Here is an 18,928-nt window from a genome sequence, read left to right as displayed (position 1 = left end):
CGGGACCGGCAGTCGCCACCGGCCGGGTGGCACCCCTGAGCGCGCCCTCCGGCCGCCCCGGCACCGGGCACCCAGTCGCCCCCGCCCCGCCCCGCACACCCGGTGTGTCACCCCGAGCCCGCGCACCGCCCCCCAGGCGGGCCCGGGACCGTCCGCGCCGCATCGTCCCGCTCTCCAAAGGACTTCACCCATGACGGACCTGCACGACAAGCCCGCACCGGCGTCCTCCCTGCCGGCACAGGCCGGCCCCGCCGCCGGCGCGTCGCAGAGCGCGGCGGCACCGGCGCATCCGACGCTCGGCGAGCTGTTCACCGCGTGGGTGACCCGCACCCCGGACGCACCGGCGCTCACCGACGGCCGGCGGACCTGGAGCTACCGCGAACTCGCGGCCCGCGCCGACCGGTTGGCCGTACACCTGACCCGGCGAGGAGCCGGGCCCGACCAGATCGTCGCCCTGGTCCTGCCGCGCTCCATGGAGCTGATCGCGGCGGAGCTGGCCGTCGCCCGGACAGGTGCCGCCTTCCTGCCCGTGGACCCGGCCTATCCCGCCGAGCGCCGCGCGCTGATGCTCGCCGACGCCGCGCCCGCCGTCACCCTCGACGATCCGCGCCGGGTCCGCGCGTTGCTGGACACCGACGACAGCGCAGGACACGCGGCCGACGCGGACGCCCCTGCGGACGCCGAGCACGCCGCCTACGTCATCTACACCTCCGGTTCCACCGGTACCCCCAAGGGCGTGACCGTCACCCACCGCGGCATCGGCGGCTTCACCGCCGCCGCCGCCGAACGGTACGCGGTGGGCCCCGGCGACCGCGTGCTCCAGTTCTCCTCGCCGAGCTTCGACGCCTCCGTGCTGGAGCTGTGCGCCTCCGTCCTGTCCGGCGCCACCCTCGTCGTACCGCCGCACGGTCCCTGGCTCGGCGACGAACTCGCCGCGGTCCTCGACGAGCACCGCATCACCCATGCCCTCATCCCGCCGGCCGCGCTGGCCACCCTGCCGGACCCCGCGCAGGGCACCGCCCGCCATCTGCGCACCCTGATCGTCGGTGCCGAGGCCTGCCCCGCCTCCCTGGTCGACCTCTGGGCACCCGGCCGCCGCATGATCAACTCGTACGGTCCGACCGAGGCCACCATCGTCGCCACCTGGACCGGACCGCTCACCGCCGGTCAGGGCACGCCGACGATCGGCGGCGCCCTGCCGCACACCCGGGTGTACGTCCTCGACGCCGCGCGGCGGCCCGTACCGGCCGGCGCGGACGGCGAGTTGTTCATCGGCGGCGACGCGGTGGCCCGCGGTTACCTGGGCCGCCCCGGACTGACCGCCGCCCGGTTCGTCGCCGACCCCTTCGGCCCGCCCGGTGCCCGTCTGTACCGCACCGGGGACCGGGCGCGCTGGACCGCCGACGGGGAACTGGAATTCCTGGGCCGGCTGGACCGGCAGGTGAAGATCCGCGGCTTCCGCGTCGAACCCGGCGAGATCGAGGCCGCGTTGCGCCGCGCCGGCGCCGGGAGCGTCGGCGAGGCGGTGGTCGTGGTCCGGGAGGACGAGCCGGGCCGCCAACGCCTCGTCGGCTACGTCACCCCGGCCGCAGGGGGTTCCGGCGACCCCACCGCCCCCACCCCCGCCGACCCCCCGCACCCACTCGACCCGGCGGCTCTCCGCTCGGCCGTGGCCGCCGTACTGCCCGCCCACATGGTGCCGTCCGCCGTCGTGGTGCTCGACCGGATGCCGCTCACCCCGCAGCACAAGATCGACCGGCGGGCCCTGCCCGCGCCGGAGCGGACCCTCCCGCAGGGGCATGTCGCGCCGCGTTCGGCGGGCGAGCGGGCCCTCGCCCGGATCTGGGCCGAGGTGCTGGGCGTCGACACGGTCGGTGTGACGGACGACTTCTTCGACCTGGGCGGCGAATCGATCCTCGCCGCCCGCGCGCTGGCCCGGATCCGGGACGAGCTGGGGGTCCGGCTGACCGTCCGGGACGTGTTCACCGCGCGGACGGTCGCCGCCCTGGCCCCCCTGCTGGGCGATCCGTCGGCCGCCGCACCGCCGGAGCCGATACCCCCGGCGCCCCGCGGCGGCGCCCTGCCGCTGTCCAGCGCGCAGCGGCGGCTCTGGTACCTCGACGACCTCACCGAGGGCGGCACCGAGTACAACACCGGAGTCTCCCTGCGGCTGCGCGGCCCTCTGGACCCGGACGCGCTGCGCCGCTCCCTGCACCGCCTCGCCGCCCGCCACGCCTCCCTGCGCACCACCTTCACCACGGCCGACGGGCAGGGCGCCCAGCGTGTCGCGCCGGAGCCGGACCTGCCCCTGCGCACGGCCGACCTCACCGCCGTACCCGGCGCGCGCCGCCCGGACGCGGCGGAGGCGCTGCTCACCGAGGAGCTGGGCCGCCCCTTCGACCTGGCGGCCGGCCCGCTCACCCGGGCGCTGCTCGTCCGGCTCGGCGCCGAGGACCACCTGCTGCTCCTGGCCCAGCACCACATCGTCACCGACGGCTGGTCGGTGGGCATCCTCACCCGCGAACTCGCCGCCCTCTACCACGCGGAGACCACCGGCGAACCCGACGGTCTCGCCCGGCCCGCCGTGCAGTACCCGGACTTCGCCGTGTGGGAGCGGCGGCAGCGGGCCACCGAGGCCGACGCGGCGGATCTGGCCTACTGGAGACGGCACCTGGCGGGCACCCAGCAGCTGGAGCTGCCCACGGACCGGCCGCGTCCCGCCGTGCGCACCACCGCCGGAGCGGCCCACCGGCACCCGCTCCCCGAGGAGTTGGTGACCCGGCTGCGGCAGCTCGCCGCAGGACGCGGCACCACGCTGTTCACGCTCTTCGCGGGGGCCTGCGCGCTGCTGTTCTCCCGCTACTCGGGGCAGCGGGACGTCGCGTTCGGCACCGTCACCACCGGGCGCGGCCGACGCGACCTGGAGGACGTGCCGGGGTTCTTCGCCAACACGGTGGTGCTGCGGGGCGAGGTCGACGAACGGGCCACCGTGGACCGGTTCGTGGAGAGCGTGCGGACGACCGTACTGGACGCCTTCGCCCACGACGGGGTGCCGTTCGACCGGGTGGTCGAGGAGCTGGCCCCGCCCCGCGACCCGAGCCGCACCCCGCTGGTGCAGGCCCTCGTCGTGCAGCAGACCGCCCTGCCGCTGCCGCCCCGGTCCGGCGGGCTGCGGCTCACCGAGCACCCGCTGCCCCGCCCCGCCGCCCGCTTCGACCTGGTGCTGGAGTTCTCACCGGACCAGGACGGCGGCTGCGTGCTGACCGCCGAGTTCAACACGGACCTGTTCGACGCCGCCACCGTGGCCCGGCTGACCACCCATCTGCACCGCCTGCTGGAAGGCATGGCGGACGGACCGGGCCGCACGCTCGCCGAGCTGCCCATGCTCTCGGCCGGGGAACAGCGCACCCTGGTCGACACCTGGAACCCGCCCGCCCGCCGCTCCCGGGACACCCGCCACGGCACGCTGCCCGACCTGTTCCGCGCCCAGGCGGCCCGGACCCCCGGCCGTACCGCCGTGATCTGCGGCCCGGACCGGCTGGACTACGCCGAGGTCGCCCGGCGCGCCAACCGGCTGGCTCGGCAGCTCCTCGCGCGCGGCGCGGGTCCGGAGACCCTGGTCGCGCTGTGCCTGCCGCGCACCGCCGACCTCGTGCCCGTGCTGTGGGCGGTGCTCGCCTCGGGCGCGGGCTACCTCCCCGTCGACCCCGGATACCCGGCCGAGCGCGTCCGCCTCATGCTCGACGACGCCCGGCCCGCCCTCGTCCTCGCCACCCGCGAGACCGCCGCCGCCCTGCCCGCCGACCGCGCCCCCCTGCTGCTGGAGGACTGCGCCGACCCGGCCGTGCCCGACACGGACCTCACCGACGCCGACCGGCCCCGGCCGCTGCTGCCGGACCATCCCGCGTACGTCATCTACACCTCCGGTTCCACCGGCCGTCCCAAGGGGGTCGTGGTCACCCACCGCACGGTCGCCGCGCTGGCCGCGTGGACGAAGGAGCGGTTCGGCGCCGCCGGCCTGGACCATGTGATCGCCTCCACCTCCCTCAACTTCGACGTCTCCGTCTTCGAGCTGCTGTGCCCGCTGACGGCCGGCGGCACCGTCGAGGTGGTCCCCGACCTGCCGGCCCTCGCCGACGGCACCGGCCCCCGGCGCGCCGGGCTGCTCAGCGCAGTGCCGTCCGTCGTCTCCCGTCTGATCGCGGGCGGTACGGCACCCGTCACCGCCGGCACCGTCGTGCTGGCCGGTGAGGCCCTGCCCGAGCAGACGCTGCGAGACCTGCGCGCCGCCCTTCCCGAGTGCCGTGTCGCCAACGTCTACGGGCCCACCGAGGCCACCGTCTACGCCACCGCCTGGTTCGCCGGCGACCGGCTGCCCGAGCAGGCCCCGCCCATCGGCGGACCCGTGGCGCTCACCCGGGCCTACGTCCTCGACGGCTCCCTGCGGCCCCAACCGGTCGGGGTCACCGGCGAGTTGTACCTCGGTGGCGGCGGCCTGGCCCGCGGCTACCTGCACCGGCCCGGCCTGACCGCCGCCCGGTTCGTCGCCGATCCCTTCGGCGCGCCGGGGGAGCGCATGTACCGCACCGGCGACCTGGTGCGCCGCCGTGCCGACGGCGCCCTGGAGTACGTCGGCCGGATCGACCAGCAGGTCAAGGTGCGCGGCTTCCGGATCGAACTGGGCGAGGTGGAGGAGGCGCTGCGCCGCTGCGCGGGCGTCGCCGAGGCGGCGGCCACCGTCACCACCGACGCCGACGGCCACCGCCGGCTGGCCGGATACGTCGTCCCGGCCGCCGGGCAGCGGGTCGAACCCGAGACCGTACGCCGGGAACTCGGCCGCACCCTGCCCGCCTCCATGGTGCCGTCGGCCCTCGTCGTGCTCGACGCCCTGCCGCTCAACCCCAACGGCAAGCTCGACCGCGCCCGGCTCCCCGACCCGGGCCCCGCCGTGCGCGCGGTGCGGCACGTCGCGCCCCGCACGCCCACCGAGCGCGCGCTCGCCGCGATCTGGGCCGGGGTGCTGCGCGTGGAACGCGTCGGCGTCGACGACAACTTCTTCGAACTCGGCGGCGACTCGATCCTCAGCATCCAGGTGGTGGCCCGCGCCCGGCAGGAGGGGCTGTCGCTGACCTCCCGGGACGTCTACCGGCACCAGACGGTCGCCGCCCTCGCCCGCTGCGCCGACGCCGCCCGGGGCCCCCGCGAGGCCGCCCCCGCCCCGGAGGCGGCCACTGGCCCGGCCCCCCTGACACCCATCCAGCACTGGCTGTTCCACGCCGCCGCCGAGCGCGCCGGCCACTACGCCCAGGCGCTGTCCGTCCGCGTGCCGGACGACCTGGACCCGGCGGCGCTGGAAGAGGCGCTGAACGACCTGGCCGCCCACCACGACGCCCTGCGCTCCCGCTTCGTCACCGACGACAGCGGCCCGGGCGTCCGCTGGCACATCGAGGACCGGGCGCCCCGCCTCCGCCTGGCCCACCACACCGGCCCGGACACGGACACCCCCCACTTCGGCCCCTTCGACCTCGCCCGGGGCCCGCTGCTGCGGGCCGTGCTGCACGCCGACGGAACCGGCCGCCCCCGTGTGCTGCACCTCGCCGTCCACCACCTGGTGGTCGACGGGGTGTCCTGGCGGGTGCTGCTGGAGGACCTGGAGACCGCCTACCGGGCCCGCCGGGCCGGCGACGACGGCGCGGCGGCGCTGCCCGCGAAGTCCTCGGCCCTGCGGGAGTGGGCCCGCCGGCTGGCCGCGCACGCGGCGGACGGCGGCTTCGACGACGAACGGGAGTACTGGACCCGGGCCGTTCCGGCAACCGACCCCCTGGTGCCGGCGACAGACCCCGACGGGGACGCCGCACAGCGCGCCGACACCTACGCCGCACAGCGCGCCGTCACCGTGCGCCTGAGCCCCGAGGACAGCTCCGCCCTGCTGCGCACCCTGCCCGACACCTACCGCACCCAGGCCAACGACGTCCTGCTCAGCGCCCTCGGCCGGGCGCTGTGCGCCTGGAGCGGCCGGGACCGGGTGGTGGTCGATGTCGAGGGGCACGGCCGCGAGGAGCTCTTCCCCGAGCTGGACATCAGCCGCACGGTCGGCTGGTTCACCACCCGGTACCCCGTCGCGCTCGCCGTCCCCGAGGACGCCGGCTGGGACACCGTCCTCAAGCGGGTCAAGGAACAGCTGCGCGCCGTACCCCGGCACGGCCTGGGCCATGACGCGCTGCGCCACCTGGCGGACCCCGGCGCGGCGCCGCACACCCCCGAGGCGCAGGTCAGCTTCAACTACCTGGGCCGCATGGGACTGCCGGAGAACCCCGACGGCCTCTGCCAGGGCACCGTCCGGCCGCTGGAGCTGGACGCCGACCCGGCGGCCGAGCGCCCCCACGCCCTGGAGGTCGTCGGCCGACTCGACGGCGACAGCCTGGAGTTCACCTGGTTCTACTCCGACCGGCTGCACCGTGAGGACACGGTCGCCGATCTGGCGGGCCGCTTCGCCGACGCGCTCGCCGACCTGGCCCGGTACGCCGTCCGGCCGGGAGCCGCCGGGCGCACCCCGTCCGACTTCCCGCTGGCCCGGCTCGACCAGGCCGCCGTGGACCGGATCACCGGCCCGGACCCGGCCGCGGTCACGGACGTGTACCCGCTCACGCCCACCCAGGCGGGCATGCTCTTCCACGGCCTGTCCCAGGACGACCGCGGTGTCTACTTCCAGCAGCTGACCTTCGTCCTGGACGGCGTGCCCGACCCGCGGGCCCTCGCCGCCGCCTGGCAGCACGTCACCGACCGCACCGAGGTGCTGCGCGCCGGGGTCGTCTGGCAGGACGTGCCCGAGCCGCTGCTGGTGGTGCGGCGCCACGCGATCGTACCGGTCACCCACCTGGACTGGCGCGACCTGACCGCCGACGAGCGCCGCGCCCGGCTGGACGACGTACTGGCCCGCGACCGCGCCGACGGCATCGACCTCGGCCGCGCCCCGCTCCAGCGGCTGCTCCTCGCCCGCCTCTCCGACACCGAGGTGCGCGTGGTGTGGTCCTTCCACCACCTGCTCCTGGACGGCTGGAGCCTGTTCCAGGTGCTCTCGGACGTCTTCGCCCACCACGCCGGCGGCGACCCCGGCAGCCTCCCGGACCGCCCGCCCCACCGCGACTACGTCGGCTGGCTGCGCCGGCGCGACCCGGACGCCGCCGAACGGCACTGGCAGCGCCGCCTGTCCGGGCTGACCGAGCCGACCCCGCTGCCGTACGACCGTGAGCCGCGCGAGGCCCACCGCGCCGAGTCCACGCACGCCGTCCGGGCGACGCTGCCCCCGGCTGCCGTCCGGGCGCTGGAGGAACTGGCCCGGACCTCCGGCCTGACCCTGAACACCCTGGTGCAGGGCGCCTGGGCGCTGCTGCTGGCCCGGCAGGCGGGCCGGAACGAGGTGGTGTTCGGCACCACCGTGTCCGGACGGCCGCCCGAGCTGCCCGGCGCCGAGGCCATGACCGGCCTGTTCATCACCACCCTGCCCACCCGCGTCACCGTCCCGGACCACGGCACCCTGCTCGACTGGCTGCGCGCGCTCCAGCACGACCAGAGCGAGGACCGGCGCTTCGACCACCTGCCGCTCACCCGGCTGCGGGCGTTGACCGGACTCCCCGAGCGGGTCGGCCTGTTCGACAGCATCGTCGTCTTCGAGAACTACCCGGTGGACGACGACCTCGCCGCCGCCCACGGACTGCGCCTGAGCGGTCTGGAGGGCATCGAGACCACCAACTACCCGCTGAGCCTCACCGCCTACCCGGGCACCGGGCTGACCCTGCGCCTCGGCTACGACCCCGAGCTCTTCGACGCGGGAACCGCCGAGCGGATGGCCGAGTACCTGACCGTCCTGCTCGCCGGGATGCCCGCCCACTCCGCGCGCCCGCCCGCCCGGCTGCCGCTGCTCACCCCCGAGCGCCGCGAACAGGTGCTGCGCGCCTGGAACGACACCGCCACCGATCTGCCCGACACCACCGTCGCGGACCTCTTCGCCGCGCAGGTGCGCCGTACGCCCGACGCGGTCGCCCTGGAGGCCGGTGCGGAGCACGTGACGTACCGCGAACTCGACGTGCGGGCAGAGCGGTTGGCGGCGCGGCTGGCGGGGCTCGGGGTACGGCCGGAACGCCCGGTCGGGGTGCTCATGGACCGCCGCGTGGAGCTGATCGTCACCCAGCTGGCGCTCGTCCGCACCGGCGGGGTGTACGTGCCGCTGGACGGCCGGGCGCCCGTCGAGCGGCTGCGCCGGACACTCGCCGAGGCCGGGGCCGGCCTGCTGCTCACCGACGCCGGGTGGGAGCAGACGGCCCGGGAGGTGCTGCCCGGCGACGGCGTCGTGCGCGTGGACGGCACCGCCGGCGGGGACGCCCCCGCGGGTCCGGCCCGTTCCGGCACGGGCGGTTTCGCGACCCCTGGCCACCGCGGCACCGACGGCCCCGCGACCCCTGCCCACGCCGTCCACCCCGACAACGTCCAGTACCTGATGTTCACTTCGGGCTCCACCGGTACCCCCAAGGGCGTCGCGGTGCGTCAGCGGGACGTCGTCGCGCTCGCCCTGGACCGGGCGTTCGCCGGGCACGACCGGGTCCTCGTGCACTCCCCGCACGCCTTCGACGCCGCGACCTACGAGGTGTGGGTGCCGCTGCTGCGCGGCGGTACGGCCGTGCTCGCCCCGCCCGCCGACCTGGACACCGCCCTGGTCCGCCGCGCCGTCACGGAGCAGGGCGTGACCTGCCTGTGGCTGACGGCGGGGCTGTTCCGGCTGCTGGCCCAGGAGGACCCCGGCTGCCTGCGCGGCGCCCGTGAGGTGTGGACGGGCGGCGAGGCCGTGCCGGGCGCGGTCGTGCGCCGGGTGCTGGACGCCTGCCCCGGACTGACCGTCGTGGACGGCTACGGCCCCACCGAGACCACCACCTTCGCCACCCGCCGCGCCTTCCGCTCCGGCGACCCGCTGCCCGCCGTCCTGCCCATCGGACGCCCGCTGGACAACACCCGCGTGTACGTCCTGGACGCCGCTCTCCGGCCCCAACCGCCGGGCGTACCCGGTGAGTTGTACGTCGCGGGCGCCGGCCTGGCGCGGGGGTACGCGGGCCGGCCCGGGGCGACCGCCGCCCGCTATGTCGCCGACCCCTTCGGCCCGCCCGGCGCGCGGATGTACCGCACCGGCGACATCGTGCGCTGGAGCGCCGACGGCGAGCTGCACTTCGTCGGCCGCGCGGACGACCAGATCAAGATCCGCGGTTTCCGTGTCGAACCCGCCGAGATCGAGGCCCGGCTCACCGCCCACCCCGGCGTCGCCGAGGCCGTCGTCTCCCTGTACGAGGACGCCGGGCGCAAGCGGCTGGCCGCCCACCTCGTGCCGGCCGGGGGCGCCGAGGCGCCGTCCGCCGCCGAGCTGCGCGCCCACCTCGCGGACGGGCTGCCCGACTACATGCTGCCCGCCGCGTTCGTCACCGTCGCGGAGCTGCCGCTGACGGCGAACGGCAAGGTCGACCGGCGGCGGCTGCCCGCCCCCGACTGGTCGGCGGGCGGCGAGCGGGCCCACCGCGCCCCGCGCACCGAGACCGAGCGCGTCCTCGCCGCGATCTGGGCCGAGCTGCTCGGTGTGGAACAGGTCGGCGTCGACGACAACTTCTTCATGCTGGGCGGCGACTCCATCCTCAGCATCCAGGTGGTCTCCCGGGCCCGCGCTGCGGGGCTCACGCTCACCCCGCGCGATCTCTTCCGGCACCCCACGGTGGCCGAACTGGCCGCCGCCGGCGGCGGTGCCGGGCCCGCCGTCGCCGGCACCGCACCGGTCGCCGGACCGGTGGACCTCACCCCGATCCAGCACTGGTTCCTGGACCCGCGCCCCGCCCACCCCGACTTCTTCAACCAGTCCGTCGTCATCGAGACGGCCGGCCCGGTGGACGCGGACGCCCTGCGCCGCGCCCTGACCGCGCTGTGGACCCACCACGACGCCCTGCGCGCCAGGTTCGTCCCCGATGGTGACGCCTGGTGCCAGGACGTCGCCGCCGCCGACAGCCCCGTCCCCGACCTGCTCCAGGTCCACGACCCCCGCGCCGAGGAGCTCGTCACGGCCGCGGCCCACGCCGGACTCCGCCTGGACACGGGCCCGTTGTTCACCGCCCGCCTCTTCACCGCCGACGGCGCCCGGCCCGCCCGGCTGCTGCTGGTCGCCCACCACCTGGTGGTCGACGGAGTCTCCTGGCGGATCCTGCTGGAGGACCTGGAGACCGCCTACCGGCAGGCCGTGTCCGGACAGCCCGTACGGCTGCCCGCCCGCACCACCTCCGTGCGGGAGTGGGCCCGCCGGCTGCGCGACCACGCCGACGTCTTCGCCGCCGGCCGCGCCCACTGGGCGCGGGCCGCCCGGGCCTGCGCCGAACCCCTGCCCGTGGACGGCGACGGGGGCACCACCACGGCCGGCACCCGGGAGGTGACCGTACGGCTGGACCGCGACAGCACCGACGGCCTGCTGCGCCGCGTGCCCGGCGCCTACCGCACCCGCGTCGACGACGTCCTGCTCACCGCGCTGGGCCGGGTCCTCGCCGACTGGACCGGACGCGACACCGTCGCCGTCGGCCTGGAAGGGCACGGCCGCGAGGACCAGCTCTTCGAGGACGTCGACCTGTCCCGCACGGTCGGCTGGTTCACCTCGCTGCACCCGGTCGCCCTCACCGTCCCCGCCGGGGACTGGGGCACCGCCCTGAAGTCCGTGAAGGAGCAGCTGCGGGCCGTACCCGACCGGGGGCTCGGCTACGGCGTCCTGCGCCACCTGGCCCGCGACGCGTCGCTCACCGGCACGCCCGCGCCCGGCGTCAGCTTCAACTACCTGGGCCGCTTCGACTGGTCCGCCGAGGGCGGCACCCTGATCGGGGCCGTGCCCGGCGGCCTCGGCGGCGCGGAGGCGCCCGGCACCGAGCGACCGCACCTGCTGGACGTCGTGGCCCGGGTCGAGGACGACCGGCTGGAGATCACCTGGTACTACAGCGCCGGACGGCACCGCGAGGAGACCGTCACCGCGCTCGCCGAGGGCATGCTGCGGGCCCTCACCGGCATCGTCGCCCACTGCGCCCGCCCGGACGCGGGCGGCCGTACCCCCTCGGACTTCCCGCTGGCCCGCCTCGACCAGGCCGCCGTGGACCGGATCGCCGGGGACGGCCGGGACGTCGCCGACATCTACCCGCTGACGCCGACGCAGGCGGGCATGCTCTTCCACAGCCTGCTGGACCCCGACGGCCGCACCTACGTCAACCAGGTGCAGCTGGTGCTGTCCGGCGTCACCGACCCGTACGCGCTCGCCGAGGCGTGGCAGCACACCGCCGACGCCAACCCGGCGCTGCGCACCCGCCTGGTGTGGCAGGAGACCCCGGAACCGCTCCAGGTCGTGCGGCACCGGGCCACCGTGCCCGTCACCCACCTCGACTGGTCCGGACGGTCCGCCGACCGCGAGGCGCGCGAGCTGGACCGGCTGCTCGCCGAGGACCGGCGGGCCGGCATCGACCTGGGCACCGCCCCCCTGATGCGGCTGACGCTGATCCGGCTGGCACCGGACCGGGTCCGCCTGCTGTGGACGTTCCACCACGTCCTGCTCGACGGCTGGAGCGCGGCCCAGGTCTTCGACGAGGTGTGCGAGCGGTACGCGGCCCTCATTTCCGGGCGCCGCCCGCACGTGCCCGAGCGCCGGCCGTTCGCCGACCACCTGCGCCGGCTGGCCGGACGGGACACCGGCCAGGCCGAACGGTACTGGCGCGAGGCCCTCGCCGGTTTCCAGGCCCCCACCGCACTGCCCCGCGACCGGCGGCCCGCCGAGGCACACCGCGCCTCCTCCTCCGGGTCGGTGCGGACGACCCTCTCCCCGGACGTGTCGGCGCGCCTGCGGGAGACCGCCCAGCGGGCCGGGCTGACCCTCAACACGGTCCTCCAGGGCGCCTGGGCGCTGCTGCTGTCCCGCTACGGCGGCGGCGAGGACGTGGTGTTCGGTACGACCGTCTCCGGGCGGCCCGCCGACCTGCCGGGCGTCACCACGATGGTCGGCCTGTTCATCAACACCCTGCCCACCCGGGCCCGCGTCGACGGGCGGCGCCCGCTGCTGGACTGGCTGCGCGACCTCCAGGCCGCGCAGTCCGAGGCCAGGCGCCACGACTCCGTCTCGCTGGCCCAGGTGCAGTCGTGGAGCGAGGTACCCGGCGGCACCGGCCTGTTCGACTCCATCGTCGTCTTCGAGAACTACCCCTTCGACGAGGGCGCCCTGGCCCGGCACGGCCTGGCGATGGAGCAGGAGCGGGACCTGGAGCCGACCAACTACCCGCTCAGCGTGGTCGTCGCGCCCGGGGACACCCTGACCGTGCACCTGGACTACGACCCGGCCGCGTTCGACGCCGCGACGGTGGAAGGGCTCGGCGAGAGCCTGCGCACCCTGCTGACCGGCATGGCCACCGACCCCGACCGCCGCCTGGCCGACCTGCCGCTGCTGGACCCGGCCGCGGGGCGGGCGCTGGTCGACCGGTTCGGCGGACGGGTCGCCGAGGCACCGCGCGACACGCTGCCCGAGGCGTTCCGGCGCCAGGCCGAGCGCACCCCGCACGCCCCGGCCGTCCGGCACGGCGGCACCTGCCTCACCTATCGGGAACTCGACGCGCGCTCCAACCGGTTGGCGCGGCTGCTCATCGCCGCCGGTGCCGGACCCGAGCGCTTCGTCGCCCTGTGCCTGCCCCGCACCGCCGACCTGGTCGTGGCGCTCCTCGCGGTGCTGAAGAGCGGCGCCGCCTATCTCCCGGTCGACCCCCAGTACCCGGCCGAGCGCGTCGCGTTCCTCTTCGAGGACGTACGCCCCGACGCCGTGATCACGGCCGCGGAGACCGCCGGACGGCTGCCCGAGGGCCGGTTCGCCCGGATCCTGCTGGACGGCGAACCGGACGCCGGGGTGCCGGACACGCCGGTCGGCGACGGCGAACGGCGCGGCCCGCTGCTGCCCGGACACCCCGCCTACGTCATCCACACCTCCGGCTCGACCGGCCGCCCCAAGGGCGTGCTCGTCAGCCACGGGTCCGTGCTGGCCCTGACCGACTGGGCGGCGGCCGAGTTCACCGGCCGGGGCCTGGCGCACGTGGTGGCCTCGACCTCGCTCAACTTCGACGTGTCGGTGTTCGAGATCTTCTCGCCCCTGCTGTCCGGGGGCTGCGTGGAGGTCGTCCGCGACCTGCTGGCCCTCGCCGAGCGCCCCGGACCCTGGCGGGCCGGACTGCTCAGCGCGGTGCCGTCGGCCCTGGACCGGCTGCTCGCGGAGGACGCCGTGCGGATCAGCGCGGACACCGTCGTCCTCGCGGGGGAGGGGCTGCCCGCCCGGACCGTGCGCCGGGTCCGCGACGCCGTCCCCGGCAGCCAGGTGCGCAACATCTACGGACCCACCGAGGCCACCGTCTACGCCACCGCCTTCACCTGCGACCCGGCCGACCCCGACCGCGACCCGCCGATCGGCCGGCCGCTCGGCGGCGCCCGCGCCTACGTCCTGGACGAGCGGATGCGCCCGGTGCCCGTCGGGGCGCCCGGCGAACTGTTCCTGGCCGGAACCGGCGTCGCCCGCGGATATCTGCGCCGGCCGGGCCTGACCGCGAGCCGCTTCCTGCCCGACCCGTTCGGGCCGCCCGGCAGCCGGATGTACCGCACCGGCGACCTGGTCCGCTGGACGGCCGACGGCGACCTCGTCTACCTCGGCCGCGGCGACGACCAGGTCAAGGTGCGCGGCTTCCGCATCGAACTCGGCGAGGTGGAGGCCGCGCTGGCCCGCCACCCGGCCGTGGCGGCGGCAGCGGCCCGGGTGGTGGAGGACGCGGGCCACCGCCGACTGGTCGGTTACGCGGTGCCCCGCGAGGCGGCCCTGCCGGACCCCGCCGAGCTGCGCGCCTTCCTCGCCCGCAGCCTCCCCGACCACCTGGTGCCCGCCCTCGTCGTCCCGCTGGAGCGGCTGCCGCTCGGGGCCACCGGGAAACTCGACCGGCGGGCGCTGCCCGCGCCCGAGTGGGCCGCCACGGCCACCGGTGAGACGGGCCGGCCGCCGCGCACCGACGCCGAGCGCGTCCTCGCGGGCATCTGGTCGGAGGTGCTCGGCGTGCCCGAAGTCGGCGCCGACGACAACTACTTCACGCTCGGCGGCGACTCCGTCCTCGGTATCCGGATCGTCTCGGCCGCCCGCCGGGCCGGGCTGGCCCTGACCCCCCGGCACCTGTTCACCCACCAGACCCTCGCCGAACTGGCCGCCGTCGCCGAGCGGTCGCCGCACGGCGAGGGACCCGGCGCCGGGACCGCCGTCGCCGAGCAGGGCCCGGTGACCGGCGACGCCCCGCTCACCCCCGTACAGCACTGGCTCCTCGACACCCTCACCGGCGACCCGGCCCACTTCGGCCAGACGGTCGCCTACGAGCTGGCCACGGACCCCGACGAGGATCTGCTGCGAGCCGCCCTGGCCGCCGTACTGGAGCACCACGACGCGCTGCGGCTGCGCTTCGAGCCGGGCGGGGACGGGCGGTGGCGGCAGTACGGCAGCGCGCCGGGGGATCAGGCCCCGCACCTGGAGGTGCACCGGGGGGCCGCGCCGCAGGAGGTGGCCGACGCGCTCGGCGCCGGGTTCGACCTGGCCGGCGGGCCGCTGCTGCGGGCCGCGCTGTGCCGGCCGGACGACGGCGGCCGGCCGGTGCTGCTGCTGGCCGCCCACCACCTGGTCGTGGACGCCGTGTCCTGGCGGCTGATCCTGGAGGACCTGGACCTCGCCCACCGCGCCCTGCGGGACGGCGAGCGGCCCGCCCTCGGCGCCAAGAGCACCTCGTTCCGGGACTGGTCCCGCCGGCTCGCCGCGCACACCGAGGCGGGCGGCTTCGACGCCGAACTCGTCCACTGGCAGGGCCTGGACACCACCGCCGCGCTGCCCGCCGACCACCCCGGCGGCGGGAACACCGTCGCCGACGAGGACAGCGTGACCGCCGGACTGGACGCCGAGGAGACACGACGGCTGCTCCAGGACGTGCCGGACGTGTACCGCACCCGCGTCAACGACGTCCTGCTGTGCGCGCTGGGCCGGGTCCTGGCCCGCTGGACCGGCCGGGACCGGGTGGCGGTGACCCTGGAGGGCCACGGCCGCGAGGAGCTGTTCGAGGACGTCGACCTCGCGCGCACCGTCGGCTGGTTCACCGCGATGCACCCGGTCGCCCTGGACGTGCCCCGGGACGCCGGCACCGGCACCGCGCTGAAGACCGTCAAGGAGAACCTGCGGGCCGTACCGCACGGCGGACTCGGCTACGGAGCCCTGCGCTTCCTCCACCCCACGGCCGGCCCCGGGCTGCCCGCCCTGCCGCTGGTTTGCTTCAACTACCTGGGCCGGCAGGACGGCACGCCCGCCCCCGGCGGTCTGCTGCACGCGCCCCACGGCGGTCTCACCGGCGGCATGGACCGCTCGGCGGACCGGCCGTACCTCCTCGACGTCCTCGGCCGGGTCGCCGACGACAGGCTGGAGTTCACCTGGTCGTACTCCCGCGAGGTGCACCGGCGGGAGACCGTCGCCCGGCTGGCGGCCGAACTGGCCGACGAACTGCGTGCGATCGTCCGCCACTGCGCCGAACCCGGCGCCGGCGGCCGCACCCCCTCCGACTTCCCGCTCGCACCGCTGGACCAGACGGCGGTCGACCGGCTCGTGGGCAGCGGAGCGGACGTCACGGACGTGTACCCGCTCACGCCCACCCAGACCGGGATGGTGATGCACGGCCTCGACGACGCCGAACACGGCCTGTACGTCGAGCAGATCACCTTCGTGGCGGACGGCGCCCGCGACCCGGGCACCCTGGCCGCGGCCTGGCGGCACGTCGTCGACCGCACCCCCGTACTGCGCACGTCCGTCGCCCTGCACGGCGTCCCCGTACCGCTCCAGGTCGTCCACCGCAGCGCGCACCTGCCGGTCACCGAACTCGACTGGAGCGGGGTGCCGGCGGACCGGCGGGACGCGGAGCTGGAGCGCCTGCTCGCCGACGAGCGGGCGCGGGGCGTCGCCCTGGACCGGGCCCCGCTGCTGCGGCTCGCCCTGGTCCGGCTCGGCCCCGACGCGGTGCGCGTGGTGTGGACCTTCCACCACGTCCTGCTGGACGGCTGGAGCGTCTTCCACGTCCTGTCCGACGTCATGAACGCGCACGCCGCCCTCAGCCGGGGCGAGCCGCCCCGGCTGCCCGAGCGCAGGCCGTTCGCGGACTACGCCGGCTGGCTGGCCGCCCGCGACACCGCGGCGGCGGAGGACCACTGGCGCGCCGTCCTGGCCGGGTTCGGCACGCCGACCCCGCTGCCCTACGACCGCAGGCCCGCGCCGGACACCACGGCCCGCTCCGGCACCTGGCTGTCGCGGCGGCTCGACGCCGAACGCACCAGGCTCCTCCAGGAGTTCGCCCGCCGGCACCGGCTCACCCTCAACACCGTGGTGCAGGGCGCCTGGGCGCTGCTGCTGGCCCGGTGGAGCGGGGAGGAGGAGGTGTGCTTCGGCACGACCGTCTCCGGGCGGCCCGCCGACCTGCCGGACGCCGACGGCATCACCGGCCTGTTCATCACCACGCTGCCCGCCCGGACCGCCGTCGACGGCGCCGCCGCCTGCGCCGACTGGCTGCGCGCGGTGCAGGAGGCACGGGCCGAGGACCGCCGCCACGACCACCTGCCCCTGAACGCGCTGCACTCCCTCAGCGAACTGCCGCCCGGGACTGCGCTCTTCGACAGCCTGGTGGTCTTCGAGAACTACCCGGTCGGCGACGCGACCGCCGGCGCGCACGGCCTCGCCCTGCGGGACCTGGACGCCCGGGAGGCCACCAACTACCCGCTCACCGTGGTCGTCTCGCCCGGCGACCGGCTCGCCGTCGAACTCGGCTACGACCCCCGGTACTTCGACACCGCCACCGCCAAGTCCCTGGCCGGACAGCTGCTGCACACCCTGCGCGCCCTGGCCGCCTCGGACGGCGCCGCCCGCCTGGACGACATCGACGTACTGCCGCCCGAGCAGCGCGACCGGCTGCTGCGCGGCCCGGCCCGCCCGGCGCTCGCCCCGGTGCCCGCCGCCACCCTGCCCGCGCTCGTGGAAGCCGCCGTCGACCGGTGGCCCACCGCGCCCGCGCTCGACGCGCCGGGCACGCTCCTGACGTTCGCGGAGGCCGAGACACGGGCCAACCGGCTCGCCCACCGGCTCATCGCCCGGGGCGCCGGCCCCGGCGACCTCGTCGCGCTGCTGCTGCCCCGCTCGGCGGACATGGTGCTGGCCCAGCTCGCGGTGGCCAAGGCGGGCGCCGCGTTCCTGCCCGTCGACCCCGCCTACCCCGAGGAGCGGATCGCCCTGATGCTGCGCGACGCGGCACCCGCCCTCACCCTCGACGCCAAGGAGGTCGCGGACCTGCTCGCCGCCCCGCCGGACGACGTGCCCGGACACCGGCCCGGCGACGCCGACCGGACCCGCCCGCTCGACCTGGACGACCCGGCCTACGTCATCTACACCTCCGGTTCCACCGGCACCCCCAAGGGCGTCGTCGTCACCCACCGCGGGCTCGCCGCGTTCTCCGCCGCCGAGGCCGCCCACTACGAAGTCACCGCGGGGGACCGGGTCCTGGCCTTCGCCACGCCCAGCTTCGACGCCTCCGTGCTGGAGCTGTGCATGTCCCTGCCGCACGGCGCCCGGCTCGTCGTCCCCCCGCCCGGGCCGCTGCTCGGCGCCCAACTGGCCGACGTCCTGCGGGCCGGACGCGTCACGCACACCCTGCTGCCGCCGGCCGCGCTCGCCACCCTGCCCGACGGCACCCCCGGCACCCTGCCCGACCTGAAGACGCTGATCGTCGGCGCCGACGTGTGCGGGGCCGAACTCGTCGCCCGCTGGGCCCCGCACCACCGCATGGTCAACTCCTACGGCCCCACCGAGGCCACCGTCGTCGCCACCTGGTCCGCGCCGCTGGAAGCGGACGGAGCGGCACCGCCCATCGGCCGCCCGCTGCCCGCCACCCGCGCCCACGTCCTCGACGCCCGGCTGCGGCCCGTCCCCGACGGCGTCCCCGGCGAGCTCTGGCTGTCCGGGCCGGGGCTGGCCCGCGGCTACCTCGGCCGCCCCGGGCTGACCGCCGACCGGTTCCGCGCCGACCCGTTCGGGCCGCCCGGCACCCGCATGTACCGCACCGGCGACCTCGTGCGCCGCGACAGCGCGGGCGAACTGCACTACCTGGGCCGCACCGACCACCAGGTGAAGCTGCGCGGCCACCGCATCGAGGCGGGCGAGGTCGAGGCGACCCTGGTGCGCCATCCGGGCGTACTGGACGCCGTGGTGACCGTACGCGAGGACGAGCCGGGCCTGCCCCGGCTGGTCGCCCACCTGCTCACGGCCCCGGGCGCCGAACCGCCCACCGCCACCGCGCTGCGTGAGCTGGCCGCCCGCTCCCTGCCCGCCCCCATGGTGCCCTCGGCGTTCGTGGTGCTGGACCGCTTCCCGCTCACCGAGAACGGCAAGACGGACCGGGCCGCCCTGCCCGCCCCGGCACCGGCCGAGGAGCGGGCACCGTCCGGGTACGTCGCACCGCGCACACCCACCGAGGAGGCGCTCGCGGCCCTCTGGGAGGAGACCCTGGGGACGACCGTGGGCGCCGAGGACGACTGGTTCCTGCTCGGCGGCGACTCCCTGCGCGCCCTGCTCGTCGCCTCCCGCGCCAACGACACGTTCGGCGTCACGCTCACCCCCCGCGACGTCCTGGTCTCCCGCACCGTCGCCGCCCTGGCGGACCTCGTGGAGGAACAGGTGCTGAGTGAGCTGGAGGGCGCCGCGTACGCCGACGACCCCGCACACCGCTCCCACGAAGCCGACGCCGAAGACGCCGCTGCCGGCGGCCACGACCACGAACGGTGAGGACCCGAC

1 protein-coding gene is annotated in these 18,928 nt (G+C 76.6%); it reads left to right on the top strand.

The features are described from left to right. Window positions 1-190: 190 nt before the first annotated feature. Window positions 191-18,919 (top strand): non-ribosomal peptide synthetase, encoded by an 18,729-nt coding sequence (locus AQJ11_RS09180; RefSeq protein ID WP_059262528.1) that lies wholly within the window; start codon window positions 191-193, stop codon window positions 18,917-18,919. Window positions 18,920-18,928 lie beyond the last annotated feature (9 nt).

The organism is Streptomyces corchorusii (assembly GCF_001514055.1).
GTDB classification, from domain to species: Bacteria; Actinomycetota; Actinomycetes; order Streptomycetales; family Streptomycetaceae; genus Streptomyces; species Streptomyces olivaceoviridis.
The sequence above is the reverse complement of the archived record's forward strand: the minus strand, read 5'-3'. Positions and strand labels throughout refer to the sequence as shown.

Coding starts and splice junctions, on each gene's coding strand:
- AQJ11_RS09180 (WP_059262528.1), top strand. CDS start 191: ATGACGGACCTGCACGACAAGCCCGCACCGGCGTCCTCCCTGCCGGCA.